We start from the raw sequence: 16147 nt of genomic DNA on the forward strand, positions 1-16147 counted from the left end.
AAAGCACGGTGACCCGCGCTCAAGTGCAGCAAGAACTGGCCGCCGCCCGCGCCAACGGTGAACTGGTGTTTGGTGAAGAAGGCTACGCCGCCGCCCCGATCGCCTTCACCAGCGACAAGACCCGCGCCCAGGTCAAGCAAGAACTGGCTGCCGCCCGCGCTCAAGGTCTGACCGACGGTGGCGAGCTGGACTACCCGCCCGTTCAAGGCTGATTTTTTCGACCAGACATCTATCTATAGATAGATAGCTTCAACTGACAACCACGCAGCAACTGCAGTAACTCAACCATTCTGGAGATTTCTCATGAAGACCCTCGTATCCGCCCTGATCCTTTCCGCTTCCTTCATCGGCGCCGCCCAAGCTGGCGAACTGGACTATCCGCCCGAACTGAACACCCAAAGCACGGTGACCCGCGCTCAAGTGCAGCAAGAACTGGCCGCCGCCCGCGCCAATGGCGAATTGGTGTCCGGTGAAGAAGGCTACGCCGCTACCGCCTTTGCCCACGCTGGCGACAAGACGCGCGCCCAGGTCAAGCAAGAACTGGCTGCCGCCCGCGCCCAAGGCCTGACCGATGGCGGCGAACTCGACTACCCGCCCGTGCAAGGCTGAAGCAGATGGCAATCAAAGCGGACCCCGGGGACGGGATTCTTGTCCCGGCCGGAGTCCGCTGGCACGGTCGGTGACATGGAATGGCCCGCTCGGTGACAGCCGATAAGGGACCCTCCCAATGACGAACCGATCTATTAGTAGGTAATATGCCGCCATGGATACCCCGACTTCCAATACCACTCGCGAACTGCTTCTGGCACACGCCGAGAAGCTGATCCGCATGCGCGGATGCAACGGCTTCAGCTACCGCGACCTGGCTGAGCATGTGGGCGTCAAGACGTCCAGCATCCATTACTACTTTCCAGGCAAGGACGACCTGCTGTACGAAGCGGTCGAGGCCTACAGCACGCGCGCACTCGGCGCGGTGCGCGGCATCGATACCACGCAGCCGGCGCAGGCGCAGCTTGAAAAATATCTTTCCATGATGGAATCCGCCGCGTGCGGCTCCGGGGAGCTCTGTCTGGGCGGCATGCTGGCCGCCGACGTGATGAGTTTGTCGGAACGGGTCCGCGGTGCGCTGCAGGGATTCTTCCGCGCGCACGAGGCGTGGCTGGCCCGCGTGCTGGCCGAAGGCGCGGCGCAGGGCACGTTGAAGTTTTCCGGCACGCCCGAAGCCGCGGGGCGCGCGGTGTTTGCGACGATCCAGGGCTGTCTGCTGGTGTCGCGCCTGTTCCAGCAGCCGCCGGCTTTGTGCGAAGCGATCAGCGCGCTTTACGTTGAATGCGAAGGCAAACCGGGCCACGGCGCCTGAACGCCACGCGCTGACCACGCTGTTTCACGGTTTCACGGCCGCCTTGCTGACGCAGGCGCCGTTGTATTTGGGCCTGACCAATGAGCCCAATGAGCCAATGAGCCGGCCGCGCCGCGTGGCCGCCGCCTCAAGCCAACGCGCGCGCCATGTCGGTGCTGGTGCGCTCCTGCACGCCTAGGTCCCGCATGCGTTGCAGAAAGCCCGACTGCGCGTTGGCAAAGCCTGCGACGGGACTCATGCAGTCCGTCAGCAGCACGATGCGCGACAGGTTGCCGCCGGGCAGGTGCTCGGCCAGGTGTTCGACGGTGGCCTTGACGCAATGGCTGCCCGCCTCGCCCGCGATGAGAATCAGATCCGCGCGGTCCAACGAGTCCAGCAAGCCGCGGTTGAGCTGGCTGCGCGGATCGTCGGCGTCAGGCACCTCGGCCATCAGCGCGCTGTAGTGCTCGGTCCAGGGGTTGGCGCCCTTGGGCACCTTGCGCACGATGAACTGGCGATCTTCCTCCCAGCGCCCATACGCGGCACGCACGTCGGGATGCACGTTGTGGCCCCACGTGCCGATCTCGCAATGTACCGGCCAGGCCATCAGCGTGTAGCGGCCGCGGGCCTCGAGTTCATCCAGGTAGTTGAGCGTGCGCGGCAGGTCGTCGTCATGACGCGGCACGAATTCGCCGGCGCGCAATTGGGCTGCCGTGATCGGCGTGAACGGCGCAACCGGATCGCCGTTGCCCGCGCGCCAGAACGTGGGATGCGCGATGTCCAGCCGGTGGTGTGAATCCAGCGTGACCGTGATCGACGAGAGCGTATGGGCCGTGGCGTCGATAAAGCGCGCCAGCCGCTGCATGTCTGCATGGGCGCCGGCGATAGGCAGCGCGGGCGCGACCGTCAGCCCGGTCAGCGGGTCGATGGGCCGGTACGCTTCGGGCAGGTCGCAGAAATCGTTTTGCGGGTCGACGATCAGCAGGTGAATGGAGCGCGGCATGATTTGTGGGCGGGGGTCTCAGAACAGCACGAGGTGCTCGGCGCGGTCGGGCAACTGGCGCAGCAGCGAGCGCCACTGGCGCCAAAGGATGGACGATACGCCTAACGCGCCTATCGGAATAAGAATCCACATGACCTGCTCCTGTCAAGATTCGCACGGTCGTGCGAAATTTAGGGAAAACAAAGCCGGCGCACTGCCGGCCTCGGGGTGGGACTACTCGATGTACTTGAAGCTGCGATACGTGGAGATGAGGCGCTCGTAGCCGGCCTTCACGCGTTCGTGCGCCTTCGGGTCGCGCAGGAAACGGGCGTCGTGCATCAAACCGATCATCAGGCTGTAGACCTCGAACACGAGTTGCTGCGGGTCCGTGTCGGGGCGCAGATGACCGGCCTCAAGCGCCTGATTGACCGTGCGCACCATCGCGGCGCGCCAGCGCTTCAGGTTGTGTTCCAGCACCGCGCGCAGCGGCGAATCGACGTCGTCGTATTCAAACGCGCCGGCCACGTAGATGCAGCCGGTTAGCGTTTCGACGTTGCTGGCGCGGTCGATCCACAACGACACCAGGGCGTTCAGGCGCGGCAGGCCGCGCGGGTAGGCCATGGCCGGCGTGAAGACCGCTTCGACGAAGCGCCGGTCGTACTCGTCCAGCACCGCCTGCTGCAGGGCTTCGAGCGAGCCGACGCGCGAGAAGACGCCGCTCTTGCTGATGCCGAGCCGCTTGGCGACCTGGCCCAGCGAGAGGCTTTCCATGCCTTGCGCGGCGGCCATGTCGAGGGCCGTGTTCACGATGGCCGCGAAGGTGAACTCGCTTTTCTCGGTTTTTGCTGTCATGGCGGAAATTTAGCACGATCGTGCGAAAAATCAGCCCTTTTTAAACGGGGAGGGATGGCGCAGCAAGAAAGCCCGGTGATCGCCCGCCGTCGGCATCGATACCAAGCCCACAATGCGACCGCCAATCCCAAAAAAAAGCCGGACGGCATTGCCGTCCGGCTTGGTCAATCGTGGTGCTGAATCAGGCGCGCGCGGCCTTGTACTCCAGGCGGTACTTGTGCAGTAGCGGCTCCGTGTAGCCGTTGGGCTGCGTCAGGCCTTCGAACACCAGGGCGCACGCGGCCTTGAATGCCAGCGACGTGTCGAAGTTGCCGGCCATCGGCTGGTAAAGCGGGTCGCCCGCGTTCTGCCCGTCGACGACCTTGGCCATGCGCTTGAAGGTCTCGGTGACCTGATCGCGGTTCGTGATGCCGTGTCGCAGCCAGTTGGCGATGTGCTGGCTGGAGATGCGCAGCGTGGCGCGGTCTTCCATCAGGCCCACGTTGTGGATGTCCGGCACCTTCGAGCAGCCCACACCTTGATCGATCCAGCGCACCACGTAGCCGAGAATGCCTTGCACGTTGTTGTCCAGTTCCTGCTGGATGTCGGCGGCGGACCACTTGGTGGGATCGCCGACCGGCACCGTGAGCAGGCCCTTGAGCAGTTCGTCGCGCACGATGTGCAGCTTCGTGCGTTCGAGTTCCTGCTGGACCGCCTGCACGTCGACCTGGTGGTAATGCAGCGCATGCAGCGTGGCGGCCGTGGGCGAGGGCACCCAGGCGGTATTGGCGCCGGCTTTGGGATGCGCGATCTTTTGTTCAAGCATGGCGGCCATCAGGTCGGGCATGGCCCACATGCCCTTGCCGATCTGGGCGCGGCCGCGCAGGCCGGCATCCAGCCCGACCAGCACGTTGTTGCGTTCGTACGCGGTGATCCACGCGCTGGACTTCATGTCGCCCTTGCGCAGCATGGGGCCGGCTTCCATGCCGGAGTGCATTTCGTCGCCCGTGCGGTCCAGAAAGCCCGTGTTGATGAAGGCGACGCGCGAGGCGGCGGCTTCGATGCAGGCCTTCAAGTTGACGCTGGTGCGGCGCTCTTCGTCCATGATGCCCATCTTCAGCGTGTTGCGCGGCACGCGGATCAGGTCTTCGACGCGGTCGAAGAGTTCGCTGGCGAATGCGGCCTCGGCGGGGCCGTGCATCTTGGGCTTCACGATATAGACGGAGCCCGTGCGCGAATTGAGCTTGAGTTTGCGGTCCTGCACCGCGGCCAGGCTGGTCACGACGGCATCCAGAATGCCTTCGGGGATTTCCTGGCCATCGCGGTCCAGCACCGCCGGGTTGGTCATCAGGTGGCCGACGTTGCGCACGAACATGAGCGAGCGGCCATGCAGCGTCAGCGCCGAGCCGTCCGGACGCGTGTAGCTGCGGTCGGCGTTGAGCTTGCGGGTGAAGGTCTTGCCGCCCTTGGTGACGTCTTCGGTCAGGTCGCCCTTCATCAGGCCAAGCCAGTTGCGATAGATCTGGACCTTGTCGTCTGCGTCGACGGCCGCAACCGAGTCTTCGCAGTCCATGATGGTGGTGAGCGCGGCTTCGACCACCACGTCCTTCACGCCCGCCGCATCGGTGGCGCCGATGGTGCTGGCGCGGTCGATCTGGATCTCGAAATGCAGCCCGTTGTTCTTGAGCAGGACTGCCGTGGGGGCGGACGCGTCGCCTTGGTAGCCGACGAATTGCGCGCCCGACTTCAAGCCGGTTGCGCCCGTGGCAAGCGCCACGCGAAGCTGGCCCCCTTCGACCGTGTAGCCCTTGGCATCCGCGTGCGAGCCTTGTGCAAGCGGCGCCGCGGTGTCCAGAAAGCTGCGCGCGCGGGCGATGACGGCGGCGCCGCGTTCGGGGTTGTAGCCCTTGCCCGTGTCGCCGGGCGCGGCCGGAATGGCGTCGGTGCCGTACAGGGCGTCGTACAGGCTGCCCCAGCGCGCGTTGGCGGCGTTCAGCGCGTAGCGGGGATTGGACATCGGCACGACGAGCTGCGGACCGGCCTGCTGCGAGATCTCGGTGTCCACGTTGTCGGTGGTGGCGCGCACGGTGGCGGGCTGCGGCAGCAGATAGCCGATTCCTTCCAGGAATTTGCGGTAGGCGGCGGGGTCCGCGATGGGGCCGGGATGCGCGCGATGCCAGGCGTCCAGTTCGGCTTGCAGGCGATCGCGTTCAGCGAGCAAGGCCCGGTTCTTCGGCGCCAGATCATGCACCAGAGCCGCGAAGCCTTGCCAGAAGCCGTCGGCATCCAGGCCGGAGCCGGGCAGCGCTTCCTGTTCGATGAATTGACTGAGATTGGCCGCCACTTGCAGGCCGTGGTGCTGGATGCGTTGAGTCATGCGGGTCTCTGGCGTTGAGTAAGGCTGACCGGCGCGCCGCGCCGGGTGAGGGGTGCTGACATCATCGTCCGCGACCGCGCCGATGTCCATACGCAAACCCGCTGGTCATACCAGTTTGTGCGACGCACCTCAGGCGGAGCGATGATTTTTGTGGTTTGATATCAGCCACTTACCGAGGCATGACCGAGACGCGCGAGCGCCGACCGCGCATGGTCATACCACTGGTTGCGGAGAATGAATGCACGCGGAAATTGAAGAGAAGCCCCGTCAGGTGGCCGATGAAGTTGCCGAACGGATCGAGCGTCTGATTCTGGATGGCGTCCTGAAGGCGGGCCAGGCGCTGCCGTCCGAACGGCGCCTGACCGAAAAGCTTGGCGTATCGCGCACGGCGCTGCGCGAGGGCCTGAAACTGCTGCGCGCGCGCGAGATCATTCACACGGCGCAGGGCAAGGGCTCGTTCGTCGCGCATATATCGAAGGTGGACGCGGGGCCGCTGATGCACCTGTTCAATTCGCAGCCGCGCACCCTGTATGACTTGCTTGAAGTGCGGTCGCTGCTGGAGGCTGAATCGGCACGGCTGGCGGCCATACGTGGGACCGAGGCAGATTTCATCATGATCCGGCGCCGGTATGACGAGATGGTGTCCGCGCAGGGCGCCGCCACCGATACCGCCACGCACGCGCATCTGGACCACGCCTTTCATCTGGCGATCTGCGAGGCCTCCCACAACCCTGTGCTGGTGCATACGCTGCAATCGCTGACGGATCTGCTGCTGGGATCGGTGTTCGCGTGCGTGAACAACCTTTACCACCGCGAGCCCGAGAAGCGCCAGATCGACCGTCAGCACACGCGGCTGTTCAACGCCGTGATCGGGCGCCAGCCCGAGCAGGCGCGCAAGGCCGCGGCCGATCATGTCGACAGCGTGCGCCAGAGCCTGTCGGATATCGAGCAGGAAGAGCAGCGTCTGGTGCGCGCGACGCTGCGTCTGGAAGGCTGGACGTAGCGCCGCCCGCTGCCGGCGACGATGCCGGGGTGATGACGGACTCAGCGATCGGCCACGGCGCACCCGGCCAGCGCCAGCGGTTTGCCCGCGTAAATGCGGCCGAAACGATTGTTGAGCAATGCCTCAAGGCCAATCGCCTCTTGCCCCACGAAGCCCTGCTGCGGCAGAACGCCGTGCGCCACCAGATCGAGGGCCGCGCAAATGCCTGCGGCCGTGGACAACTGGATTGCGCTCAGGCGATGGCCGTCGACTTCCGCGCCGAAGACACGAATCGGATACGACTCTTCTTCCAGACGGCCGTGGCGGTAGCCGGAGGCCGATGCCTGGATGACGATCACGTCCTGTTCGGTGGTAGGGATGGCCGACTCGAAGATGTCCTTGAGCAGGTCGCGGCGGTCGCGCAGGCGCAGGTCGTTGAGCAGCAATTTCATGATGCTGCAATGGCCGGGATAGCGCACCGACTTGTAGTCGACGTTGCGCGCGCGGCCCAGCAGCGTGGCGGGCAAGGTGCCCAGGCCGCCGGAGGTGTTGAAGGCTTCGTACTCCACGCCGTCCAGCGCGAAGGTTTCGTAGCCTTCAAGCGCGGGCACGCTGGTGAGCTGGCCGTCGACGATCGCCTCGCACGGGTTGCAGTATTCGTTGATCAGCCCTTCGGTGCTCCACGTCAGGTTGTAGCGCAGGCTGTTGGAGGGATAGCGCGGCAGCGCGCCGACGCGCATCCGCAAATCGAGCAAGGTGTCGAAGCGGCGCGCCAGCGCGTTGCCGACGATGCCGATGAAACCGGGCGCCAGGCCGCATTGCGGCATGAGCACGCCGCCGGTGTCATGGGCCAACGCCTGAATCGCATGCGTGCTGGCCACGTCCTCGGTCAGATCGAAATAATGCACGCCGGCCTTGGCGCACAAGCCGGCCACCGCGATCGCGCGATGAAACGGCAGCGCATTGATCACCGCATAGGCGCCGTCGATGCAGCGGGCCACGCCGGCATCGTCGCTCACCTGGCGCGTTTCGCAGCCCAGTTCGGCAAGAACGGCCAGCCGGCTGGCGTCCTGGTCCGCAACGAGGACCGAATAATCGCCGCTGCGTTCCAGCATCAGCGCGATCGCAAAACCGATTTTTCCGGCGCCCAGCAGAACGATGGGCTTGGTGTGCGTGGACATGGTGCGGCTCCTGCAATGAGAGGGAAGGGAAGTGGCCCCATCCTATGCGGGAGTGCTGTCGATTTGTAGCGGCGAAAGCGTCGAATCGGCTGCTAGTCGCGTCGTTATGACTGTTGAAGCGGTCGAAGCGTCAAAGAAAAAGCCCCCTGGCTTGTGGCCAGAGGGCTGCCTGGTAGCGATTCACGGCCGGCGTGGCCCGTGGATCAGCTGCCCAGGTGGGGGGGATAGTCCAGGTTGCCGAAGGTCACGAGGCCTTCGGTCTTGGCTTGTGCCAGTTGCGATTCGACTTGAGCACGGCTCAGCGACGTGGCGGAAGCCGAGGCGGCGACGGGCGGGTAGTCCATGTTGCCGAAGGTCACTTGGCCGGCGTTCTTGGCCTGGGCCAGATCGGCTTGAACTTGCTGCGAGGTCAGGCTGGAGTGTTGAGCGATGGGGGCGGGGTAGCCTTCTTCGCCGAACGTGTATTGGCCCGAGACCTTGGCTTGCTGCAGTTCAGCTTGAACCTGAGCGCGGGTGGGGGCTTGGTCGGCTTCGGCGGCTTGAGCGCCAGCAGCCAGAACGGACATGGACAGCATCAGTGCGGTAGCAAGGGTTTTCATGGCAGACCTCCGAGTCTTGTGAGCTTGGGATTCGAGCCTCAGGCCTGACTGCCTGGGGCTCGCTTGCTGTGTCCCGATGAGAGGCATTCTGTGCCTAAACAACCCTGGGATAAACCCTTATTACCTGAAAACATCTTTCCAAAATCGTGGCTAATCGATTTGGATTGTCCATGTTGGCACCATGGGTGGCGATATTTCCATTGCGTGACGCGTCAAATTCCGGGGGGCAAGATGTGGCGCGCGGCCGGCCCCAGGGCGGGGCCGGCGCGGCAGAAAGGAGTAGGGGCGGAGTAGTCGGAGGGCGGCCGCGATCGGGGGGAGAGCTGCCCAGCAGGCGTCGCTGCGTCAGCGGTTCAGATCGGCCAGTGCGTCGTTGTACTCGGCCTGCGCTTCTTCAAGCTTGCGCTGGGCCTTGTCGATCTTGTCCTGCTTGCCCTTGGCTTTCGCCTCTTTCAACTCCTGCTGGCGTTCGGTCACCTTGGATTGCTTTTCGCGCACGTCGGCCTCGCGCTGCGATTGCAGGCGGCTGTCGGTGCAGCTTGCCTTGGCCTCGGCCAGCGCCTTGCGCAGGCCCGCCTCGCGGCGCGAGTTGTTCTGCGCCTGCGCGGCGGCGATGTCGTTTTGGATGTGGCAGAACTTGGCCTCGCAACCGCGCAGCGGGGCGCAATCGGTGGCGGCCTGGGCCGGCAGCGTGGCGAAGACGGCGCACACGGCGGCGGCGGTGGTCAGGGATTTGATCAGTGCAGGCATGCGGTGACTCCGTGACGTGGGGCGGAAGGTCCATCATCGCCCGAGGCCGTCAATCCCGCAAATGCAGGGCTGGAAAGTGCGGCTCGAAAATACGTCTCGAAAGTACGGCCTGAAAGTACGGCCCGAATGCACGGAACGCGCAGGCATCGCCATGCCGCGTTTCCGCGCCGTTTCAGCCACGTCGCATCAGCGGATCAACGTGCCCGCCAATGCCGCGACAACCAGCAATGCGCCCAGCCACAGGTTGGCGCGGAACAGCATGAAGTTGCGATGGGGATGCTGGATGTCGAAGACCTTCAATTGCCAGGCAAGATGCACGGCCACGGCCACCATGCCGACCTGATAGGCCCACGACAGGCCGATTGCATATCCGCCCCAGGCCCACAGCAGCACGGTGCCGACGTAGAACCCGCCGATCCAGAGCTTGCCCTGGTCGCCGAAACGCATGGCGGTCGAGTGCAGGCCCACGCTGCGGTCATCGCGCACGTCGACGTAGGCGTAAATGCTGTCGTATCCCACCTGCCACAGCACCGCGCCCAGCCACATGGCGATGGCGGCGAGCGGCACGTGGTTCTGCGTGTCCGACCAGGCCATCAACATGCCCCAGTTGAAGCAGATGCCCAGCACGACCTGCGGCCAGTAGGTGACGCGCTTGCACAGCGGATAGATGAAGACGAAGGGCAGCACGGCCACGGCCAGCCAGCGGCTCATGTCGTTCAGGAAAAACAGCAGGGATCCGCAGACCAGCAGTTGGCCCAGCAGGAACCACACGGCGTTCTTCATCGATAGCTGGCCGCTGGTCAGCGGACGGAAGCGCGTGCGTTCGACGTGCTTGTCGAAGTCGCGGTCGCACATGTCATTGACCGTGCAGCCGATGCCGCGCATCAGCAGGGCGCCCAGCGAAAAGACGATCAGGCGCTTCAGGTCAGGCAGGCCGCCCGCGGCCTGCACCAGCGCGGCGATGGCCGGCAGCAGGGTCAGCCACGTGCCGATGGGGCGGTCCAGGCGGCACAGCCGGGCGTAGGGCCGCCACGACTTCGGGAGCCAGCGTTCGACCCAGTCGGTGAAGACGATGTCACTGAGATCGGCGGGGGATTGTTGCGAAGCGCTCACTGTCACGGTCAAAAGTGGTCGGGAAAGCCGACAGCATAAAACAACGGCCGGGCATTACGCCCGGCCGATCGGTCATCAAGGTGTCCGCGCCGCCCCTTCAAGGCACGGCAGCGGACGTTGTCATTCCGCCTTCAGCAGCTTGCCCAGGATGGCGATGCCGGTGCGGATCTTGTCTTCCGGCACGGTGGCGAAACTGAGGCGCAGCGTGTTGCGCTTGCCTTCGCCGCTGTAGAACGGCGCGCCGGGCACGAAGGCCACGTTCTGCGCGATCGCCTTTTCCAGCAGCTTGGTGCTGTCGATGTGCTCGGGCAGCGTCAGCCAGATGAACATGCCGCCTTCCGGCTTGGTCCAGGTGACGGTGGACGGGAATTCCTTCTGGATGGCGTCCAGCATGCAGCTGCCCTGGGCGCGGTAGATCTCGCGCACGTTGGGCAGGTGTTCGGCCAGGAAGCCGTCCTTGACGATCTCGTACACGGCCATCTGCGTCAGCGTGGGCGTGTGCAGGTCGGTTGCCTGCTTGGCCTGCACCAGTTTGTTGATGAGCGCGCGGCCGCCGGCGATGTAGCCCAGGCGCAGGCCGGGGGCCAGCACCTTGGAGAACGTGCCCAGGCGCACGACGTTCGCGCCGTATTCCTTGGCCAGCGCGATCAGGCCGGGCTGCGGCTCGCCTGCGTAGCGCAGTTCGCCGTAGGGATCGTCCTCGACGATGACCAGGCCCAGTTCGGCGGCGCGCTTGACCAGCGCGATGCGGCGTTCCAGGTTCAGGGTGCGGCCGGTGGGATTCTGGAAGTTGGGCAGGGCGTACAGGAAGCGGGCGCCTTCGGCCAGTTCGGGCGTGATGGCTTCGGGGATCAGGCCGCCTTCGTCGGTGGGCACCGGCACGAAGTTCGGCTGGTACAGGCTGAACGATTGCAGCGCGCCCAGGTAGCTGGGGTCTTCGACCAGCACCTTGCTGTCCTTGTCGATCAGCACCTTGCCCAGCAGGTCCAGCGCCTGCTGCGAGCCGGAAACGATCAGGACCTGGTCGGGGGCGATGTCGGCGCCAGACGCGTTCAGGTCATCGGCGACCCACTGGCGCAGGGGCGCGTAACCTTCGGTGGGACCGTACTGCAGGGCCGCGCGGCCGTTGGTGGACAGTACCTTGTCGAACGCCGCACGCACCACTTCTACCGGGAAGCCGCCGGGCGCGGGCAGGCCGCCTGCGAACGAAATGACTTCGGGGCGCTCGGTTACCTTGAGAATCTCGCGGATGGCGGAGCTGGTGAGTTGCAGGGCGCGTTCCGAAAAGGAAAACGCAGGTTCGAGGGGCTTGTCCATGGAGTGCTTCTTGATCAAGAAGGGTGGGTCGGTTGATACGTTTGACAACGAAGTATTGTCCCACACGGTAACAGTCCGGCCCCTTTAACGGGTGGAACCCCTAAAATCACCTGCATCGATAACCGCCAGTACAGTTACATCCCATGTTCGAAGCCGCTCCCATCGCCGCCGATACCAAAGCCGCCCTGTATGCCGAACTGGCCGTCCAGGCGCGCGCGCTGCTGGAAGGCGAGCCCGATCGCATCGCCAACGCCGCCAACCTGAGCGCGCTGGCGTTCCAGGCCTTGCCCGACCTGAACTGGGTGGGCTTTTATTTCTTTGACGGCACGGAACTGGTCCTGGGACCGTTCCAGGGCAAGCCCGCGTGCGTGCGCATTCCGCTCAATCGCGGCGTGTGCGGCGCGGCCGCCAGCCAGCGCCAGACGCAGCTCGTGCCGGACGTGCATGCCTTTCCCGGCCACATCGCCTGCGACGCGGCCTCGCGATCCGAAGTCGTGGTGCCGCTGGTGCACAAGGGCGAACTGATCGGCGTGTGGGATGTCGACAGCCCTGTGCCGGACCGGTTCGACGAAGACGACCGCAAGGGCATGGAAGCGCTCTGCGCGGTGTTCCTGGCCACGCTCGGCTGATTGCCGGTTCGCGGCGCGGCCGGCGGTACGGCGCGCCGCCGCGTTGACACCGCCGCGCCCGCCCGGTAGATTTCTGCAACTGCCGCTTATTGCGTCCCGCTCATCCATGATTCATCAGGCCCACCAGACTGCTAGCCGACTCCGCGCCCTTGGCGTGGTGCTGGCTGCCGCCGGCCTGAAATCCAAAAAACAGCCGCTCATCTGACCGGAGCATGCTGTTCCGTCAGATGGGCGACGGAACAGCGGCCTCCTGGCGGCGCTTTGGCGCCTCCGCGCGCACCCCCTGACATCCCGAGCACTTCTGTACGGTCCCCCAACGGTCCATACGAAGGAGTGTTCTCATGCAATCTCAACAATCTCTGTTCCAGGGCGTCTGGGTGCCGCTGGTCACGCCGTTTTCCGGCGGTCACGTCGATGGCGGCTCGCTGCGCCGCCTCGTGCGCCACTACGTGGCTGCGGGCATTGACGGGCTGGTCGTCTGCGGCAGCACGGGCGAGGCCGCGGCGCTGGACGATGCCGAACAGCTCGCCGTGCTGGATGCGGTGCTGACCGAGGCGGGCGACCTGCCCATCGTCATGGGGCTGGCGGGCAATCATCAAGGCCACGTGCTGCATCGGCTGACGGCATTCGGCACGCGGCCGCTGGCCGGCATCCTGGCGCCCGCGCCCTACTACGTGCGGGCGGGCCAGGAAGGGGCGGCGGCGTACTTCCGCTGCCTGGCCGATGCCTCGCGCTTTCCGCTGGTGCTCTACGACATTCCGTACCGGACCGGCACCACGCTGGAGACGACGACGCTGCTGGCGCTGGCCGCGCATCCCAACATCGCCGCCATCAAGGACTGCGGCGGCTCGCTGGAAAAGACGGTGGCGCTGATCAACGATGGTCAGATGCATGTGCTGGCGGGCGAGGACCTGCAATCGCTGTCCGCGATGTGCCTGGGCGCCACCGGCATGATCGCCGCCGCCGCGCACCTGCGCCCCGATCTCTTCGTGGCGATGCACCGCGCGGTGCGGGCGCAGCGGCTGGATGAAGCCAGGGCCCTGTTCCACGCGCTGGCGCCGGTGATCCAGCTGGTGTTCGGCGAGCCCAATCCTGGTCCTTTGAAGGCGGAGCTTGCGCGGCAGGGGCTGCTGCCCAACGAACTGCGCCTGCCGATGCTGCCGGCCAGCGCGGCGCTCGCGGCGCGTTTGGGCGCCGCCGTGGACGCGCTGGATCGCCAGTTTCCGCAGCAAGGCGCCACCTTGCGCGCCGCATGAGCGCTTTGTGGCGTCCGGATTCAATTGGTAATAAATCACCTACCGGGAAGCTGACGGATTGCTTATGATGCGGCCATTCTTCGGGGTGACATAAAACCTTCATGGGCCAAGCTTTTGAAGCCTTGTCCGCCTGGCAGGTCATGCTGGCGGGGCTGCTCTTCTTCGGCGGCATCTATCTGGTCTTTGGCGCGGCCACGTGGTTGCTGACCCGGTATATCCTGCCGGCCCTCGGCCTGGGCCGGCCGCTCGATCCGCGACCACTCGCGCCGGGCCAGTTGCGCCGCGAGCTGGCGCAGTCCGGCCTGTCGATCCTGTTGTTCGGCACCGGCATGATCTTTCCGTGGGGCCTGCTGCAACTGGGTTGGGCGCGCCTGGATCCGGACGCGAGCTGGCAGCAGATCGTGCTGGAAATTTTGGCGCTGGTGGCCTGGAACGACGTGCATTTCTGGATCAACCACCGGCTGCTGCACACGCGGCTCTTGCGCCGCTTTCACCTGCCGCATCACCGTTCGGTCGTGACGACGCCGTTCTCGACGTACAGCTTTCATCCCATCGAGGCGCTGATGCTGGGCAACGTGATCCTGCTGCCGATGGTGGTGCACGATTTCAGCTTCTGGTCGCTGTTGTCGGTGCCGCTCTTCAGCCTGTTCTTCAATTGCATCGGCCACGCCAACTACGATTTCTTTCCCAAGGTCTCGTACGCGCACTGGTTCGCCGCCAGCCGCCGGCACCATCTGCACCACGCCTGCTACAACGGCAACTACGGCTTCCAGTTCACCTTCATGGATCGCCTGTTCCGCACGCGGCTGGGGGCGGAGGCCGCCGAGCGACAGCTGGAAGCGTACCGGCAGCGCGAGTCTGGCGCTGGCCTGCGAGGCTCCGCATAGTGGCGGCAAGTATCGGCCCGAATGGCCAGAATGGCCCGCGGCGCGCGCTGCCCGCGCTGCGCAACCGGCGTGATTGGCAGAGCCTGGCCTATCTGGCCGCGCTGCCGCTGCTGGCGGCCTGGCAGTGGTTCAACGGGTTCTGGTGGCCGGCCTATGCGCTGATGCTGTTCCTGACCCTGGGCATCGGCGTCATCCATCACAACCACACCCACATCCGGATGTGGCGCGGCCGCCGGGCCAACCGCATCACCGACTTTTGGATCACGCTGCTGCAGGGCCATCCGACGTTCGTGTTCTATCCGGCGCACGTGGCCAATCATCACCGCTACAAGCATGGCGAGCGCGACGTGGCGCGCACGTACCGGTTTGGCGGCGACACCAATCACCTGTGGGGCTACGTCATCCATCCCGTGCAGGCGGCCTGGGTGCTGTATCCGCTGTTCTTCGCCTGGCTGGGCCGGCTGCGCCGGCATTGGCCGGGCGCCTGGCGCTATTGCATGGCGCAATACGGCGCGTGGCTGGGGCTGTGGGCCGGGCTGATCGCGGTGAACCCGGTCAAGGCGCTGGTGTTCGTGATCGTGCCGCAGCTTCACGGCCTGCACTGGTTGCTGGCCACCAATTACCTGCAGCACGCGCATGCGGACGGCGGGCCGCGGCATGTGGCCGGCCTGAACTATGCGCGCAACTTCGAGGGGCTGGTCAATCCGCTGCTGTTCAACATCGGCCTGCACACCGCGCACCACGAGCATCCGCGCGCGCACTGGTCCGAACTGACCGGCCTGCATCGTGACCACTACCGCGGCCGCGTTCGCGCCGAATTGAACGAGCGCGGCCTCGTGCCCTACATGTTCCGCACCTTCGTGCTGGGCGCTTTCGTGCCGCGGTTCCGCAGCCGTTCCTGCATGGCGCCCGAGCACGTGCGCTAGCGCCGCACACCCCATTTCCCAACCAGAGATCCGTCATGCCCATTGCGTTTCATCGTGTCTACCTGGAGAGCGCCGGCTATTTCATGCCGGGCGAGCCCGTGTCCAACGAAGCCATGGACGACTACATCGCGCCGCTGAACCGCATGTCCAGCCGGATCAAGAGCCGCATCCTGGCCGAGAACGGCATCAAGCAACGCTACTACGCGATCGATCGCGACGGCGCGACCGTGTTCTCGAATGCGCAGCTCGCGGCCAACGCGATTCGCGATTGCCTGCGGCGCCACGACACCGACCTGTCGGCCGTGTCGTTGCTGGCGAGCGGTTCGTCCGGCGGCGATGCGCTGATGCCGGGCTTCTCCAACATGATCCAGGGCGAGCTGGCCGCGCCGCCGATGGAGACGTTGTCGGTGCACGGCATCTGCGCCGCGGGCGTGTCGGCGATCCAGGCGGCCGCGCAAGGCGTGGAGCTGGGCGCGCATGCCAGCGCGTTGGCCGTGGCCAGCGAGCTGCCGTCGCGCCTGTTCAAACGTTCCCGATTTGCCGCGCGCGGTTACGACGCCGACTTCGACGCGCACTTCCTGCGCTGGATGCTGTCGGACGGCGCCGGCGCGGTGTTGCTGGGCAACGGCGACCGGCCGCTGCCCGGCGCGTCGCAGGGCGTGCGCTTGCGCTTGAAGTGGGTGCATCAGCGCTCGTTCTCGGGCGACTATCCGGTCTGCATGCAGCTGGGACTGTCGGCCGACCGGAGCAAGGGGCATCTGGACTACCCGTCCTGGAACGAGGCCGAGGCCGATGGCGCGCTGTCGCTGCGCCAGGACATCCGCCTGTTGCCGCATCTGTTCGACATCGGCATCCACGAGTACGCCAAGCTGGTGCGCGACGGCTGGGTGGACCCGGACCAGGTCGATCACTTCCTCTGCCATTACTCGTCGGAAAAATTCATCCCGGTCGTGGAAGACCTGATGGAAAAGGCCGGCC

Annotated in this window: 16 protein-coding genes and 1 pseudogene; 9 read left to right on the forward strand and 8 right to left on the reverse strand. The window is 65.4% G+C overall.

What is annotated here, in order from left to right; all coding sequences use genetic code 11:
• From RT697_RS21170 to RT697_RS21180, 3 genes are all read left to right on the forward strand, one after another.
• Nucleotides 1-212: DUF4148 domain-containing protein (locus tag RT697_RS21170; protein ID WP_313701550.1), on the forward strand; the 212-nt coding region annotated here is incomplete at its 5' end.
• A 91-nt stretch (nt 213-303) separates the two neighbouring features.
• Nucleotides 304-609, forward strand: coding sequence for a DUF4148 domain-containing protein (locus RT697_RS21175; protein ID WP_313371166.1), 306 nt, complete (start codon nt 304-306; stop codon nt 607-609).
• Nucleotides 610-763: 154 nt separating this feature from the next.
• Complete coding sequence (locus tag RT697_RS21180; RefSeq protein WP_313701552.1) at nt 764-1360, forward strand: TetR/AcrR family transcriptional regulator; 597 nt, start codon at nt 764-766, stop codon at nt 1358-1360.
• A 127-nt stretch (nt 1361-1487) separates the two neighbouring features.
• Here RT697_RS21180 and RT697_RS21185 read toward each other — a convergent pair whose 3' ends face one another.
• From RT697_RS21185 to RT697_RS21195, 3 genes are all read right to left on the reverse strand, one after another.
• Complete coding sequence (locus RT697_RS21185) at nt 1488-2342, reverse strand: cysteine hydrolase (RefSeq protein ID WP_313701553.1); 855 nt, start codon at nt 2340-2342, stop codon at nt 1488-1490.
• A 213-nt stretch (nt 2343-2555) separates the two neighbouring features.
• A complete protein-coding gene (locus RT697_RS21190) occupies nt 2556-3173 on the reverse strand; it encodes a TetR/AcrR family transcriptional regulator (protein ID WP_313701554.1) in 618 nt (205 codons plus the stop codon).
• A 181-nt stretch (nt 3174-3354) separates the two neighbouring features.
• Entirely contained in the window at nt 3355-5529 is a 2175-nt protein-coding gene (locus RT697_RS21195; protein ID WP_313701555.1) for a malate synthase G, read from the reverse strand.
• A gap of 238 nt (nt 5530-5767) precedes the next feature.
• On the opposite strand from RT697_RS21195, the gene glcC reads away from it, so the two are divergent.
• A complete protein-coding gene (gene glcC / locus RT697_RS21200; RefSeq protein ID WP_313701556.1) occupies nt 5768-6532 on the forward strand; it encodes a transcriptional regulator GlcC in 765 nt (254 codons plus the stop codon).
• Between the two features lie 41 nt (nt 6533-6573).
• Here the strand turns inward: glcC and RT697_RS21205 are convergent, their stop codons facing one another.
• The 5 genes from RT697_RS21205 to RT697_RS21225 all read right to left on the reverse strand — a co-directional run bounded on the left by RT697_RS21205 (nt 6574) and on the right by RT697_RS21225 (nt 11471).
• Entirely contained in the window at nt 6574-7692 is a 1119-nt protein-coding gene (locus RT697_RS21205; RefSeq protein WP_313701557.1) for a saccharopine dehydrogenase C-terminal domain-containing protein, read from the reverse strand.
• Nucleotides 7693-7895: 203 nt separating this feature from the next.
• On the reverse strand, nt 7896-8291 hold the full coding sequence (locus RT697_RS21210; protein ID WP_175124752.1) for a DUF4148 domain-containing protein: 396 nt from the start codon (nt 8289-8291) through the stop codon (nt 7896-7898).
• A gap of 345 nt (nt 8292-8636) precedes the next feature.
• Nucleotides 8637-9041, reverse strand: a complete 405-nt coding sequence (locus tag RT697_RS21215; protein ID WP_313701559.1) for a DUF1090 domain-containing protein — start codon at nt 9039-9041, stop codon at nt 8637-8639.
• Nucleotides 9042-9227: 186 nt separating this feature from the next.
• The gene (gene ubiA, locus RT697_RS21220; protein WP_313701560.1) at nt 9228-10154 is read right to left on the reverse strand and encodes a 4-hydroxybenzoate octaprenyltransferase; all 927 of its coding nucleotides are present in this window, start codon (nt 10152-10154) and stop codon (nt 9228-9230) included.
• 120 nt (nt 10155-10274) lie between these two features.
• Entirely contained in the window at nt 10275-11471 is a 1197-nt protein-coding gene (locus tag RT697_RS21225; protein ID WP_313701561.1) for a PLP-dependent aminotransferase family protein, read from the reverse strand.
• Nucleotides 11472-11614: 143 nt separating this feature from the next.
• Between RT697_RS21225 and RT697_RS21230 the strand changes: the two genes are divergently transcribed.
• The 5 genes and pseudogenes from RT697_RS21230 to RT697_RS21250 all read left to right on the forward strand — a co-directional run.
• Nucleotides 11615-12100: a GAF domain-containing protein gene (locus RT697_RS21230; RefSeq protein ID WP_313701562.1), complete on the forward strand. Its 486-nt coding sequence runs from the start codon at nt 11615-11617 to the stop codon at nt 12098-12100.
• Nucleotides 12101-12441: 341 nt separating this feature from the next.
• The gene (dapA, locus tag RT697_RS21235) at nt 12442-13356 is read left to right on the forward strand and encodes a 4-hydroxy-tetrahydrodipicolinate synthase (RefSeq protein ID WP_313701563.1); all 915 of its coding nucleotides are present in this window, start codon (nt 12442-12444) and stop codon (nt 13354-13356) included.
• Between the two features lie 101 nt (nt 13357-13457).
• Nucleotides 13458-14243: a sterol desaturase family protein gene (locus RT697_RS21240; RefSeq protein ID WP_313701564.1), complete on the forward strand. Its 786-nt coding sequence runs from the start codon at nt 13458-13460 to the stop codon at nt 14241-14243.
• Complete coding sequence (locus RT697_RS21245) at nt 14243-15169, forward strand: fatty acid desaturase (protein WP_313701565.1); 927 nt, start codon at nt 14243-14245, stop codon at nt 15167-15169. The genes RT697_RS21240 and RT697_RS21245 overlap by 1 nt, the downstream gene beginning before the upstream one ends.
• 35 nt (nt 15170-15204) lie before the next feature.
• Nucleotides 15205-16147: pseudogene (locus tag RT697_RS21250) on the forward strand (3-oxoacyl-ACP synthase); the annotation flags it as partial.

It is taken from the genome of Achromobacter sp., assembly GCF_032113835.1.
In the GTDB taxonomy this organism is placed as follows: Bacteria; Pseudomonadota; Gammaproteobacteria; order Burkholderiales; family Burkholderiaceae_B; genus Achromobacter.

What these genes read in the sequence shown, in the direction of transcription:
- RT697_RS21175 (WP_313371166.1), top strand. Translation starts at nt 304, where the DNA reads ATGAAGACCCTCGTATCCGCCCTGATCCTTTCCGCTTCCTTCATCGGC.
- RT697_RS21180 (WP_313701552.1), top strand. Translation starts at nt 764, where the DNA reads ATGGATACCCCGACTTCCAATACCACTCGCGAACTGCTTCTGGCACAC.
- RT697_RS21185 (WP_313701553.1), bottom strand. Translation starts at nt 2,342, where the DNA reads ATGCCGCGCTCCATTCACCTGCTGATCGTCGACCCGCAAAACGATTTC.
- RT697_RS21190 (WP_313701554.1), bottom strand. Translation starts at nt 3,173, where the DNA reads ATGACAGCAAAAACCGAGAAAAGCGAGTTCACCTTCGCGGCCATCGTG.
- RT697_RS21195 (WP_313701555.1), bottom strand. Translation starts at nt 5,529, where the DNA reads ATGACTCAACGCATCCAGCACCACGGCCTGCAAGTGGCGGCCAATCTC.
- glcC (WP_313701556.1), top strand. Translation starts at nt 5,768, where the DNA reads ATGCACGCGGAAATTGAAGAGAAGCCCCGTCAGGTGGCCGATGAAGTT.
- RT697_RS21205 (WP_313701557.1), bottom strand. Translation starts at nt 7,692, where the DNA reads ATGTCCACGCACACCAAGCCCATCGTTCTGCTGGGCGCCGGAAAAATC.
- RT697_RS21210 (WP_175124752.1), bottom strand. Translation starts at nt 8,291, where the DNA reads ATGAAAACCCTTGCTACCGCACTGATGCTGTCCATGTCCGTTCTGGCT.
- RT697_RS21215 (WP_313701559.1), bottom strand. Translation starts at nt 9,041, where the DNA reads ATGCCTGCACTGATCAAATCCCTGACCACCGCCGCCGCCGTGTGCGCC.
- RT697_RS21225 (WP_313701561.1), bottom strand. Translation starts at nt 11,471, where the DNA reads ATGGACAAGCCCCTCGAACCTGCGTTTTCCTTTTCGGAACGCGCCCTG.
- RT697_RS21230 (WP_313701562.1), top strand. Translation starts at nt 11,615, where the DNA reads ATGTTCGAAGCCGCTCCCATCGCCGCCGATACCAAAGCCGCCCTGTAT.
- dapA (WP_313701563.1), top strand. Translation starts at nt 12,442, where the DNA reads ATGCAATCTCAACAATCTCTGTTCCAGGGCGTCTGGGTGCCGCTGGTC.
- RT697_RS21240 (WP_313701564.1), top strand. Translation starts at nt 13,458, where the DNA reads ATGGGCCAAGCTTTTGAAGCCTTGTCCGCCTGGCAGGTCATGCTGGCG.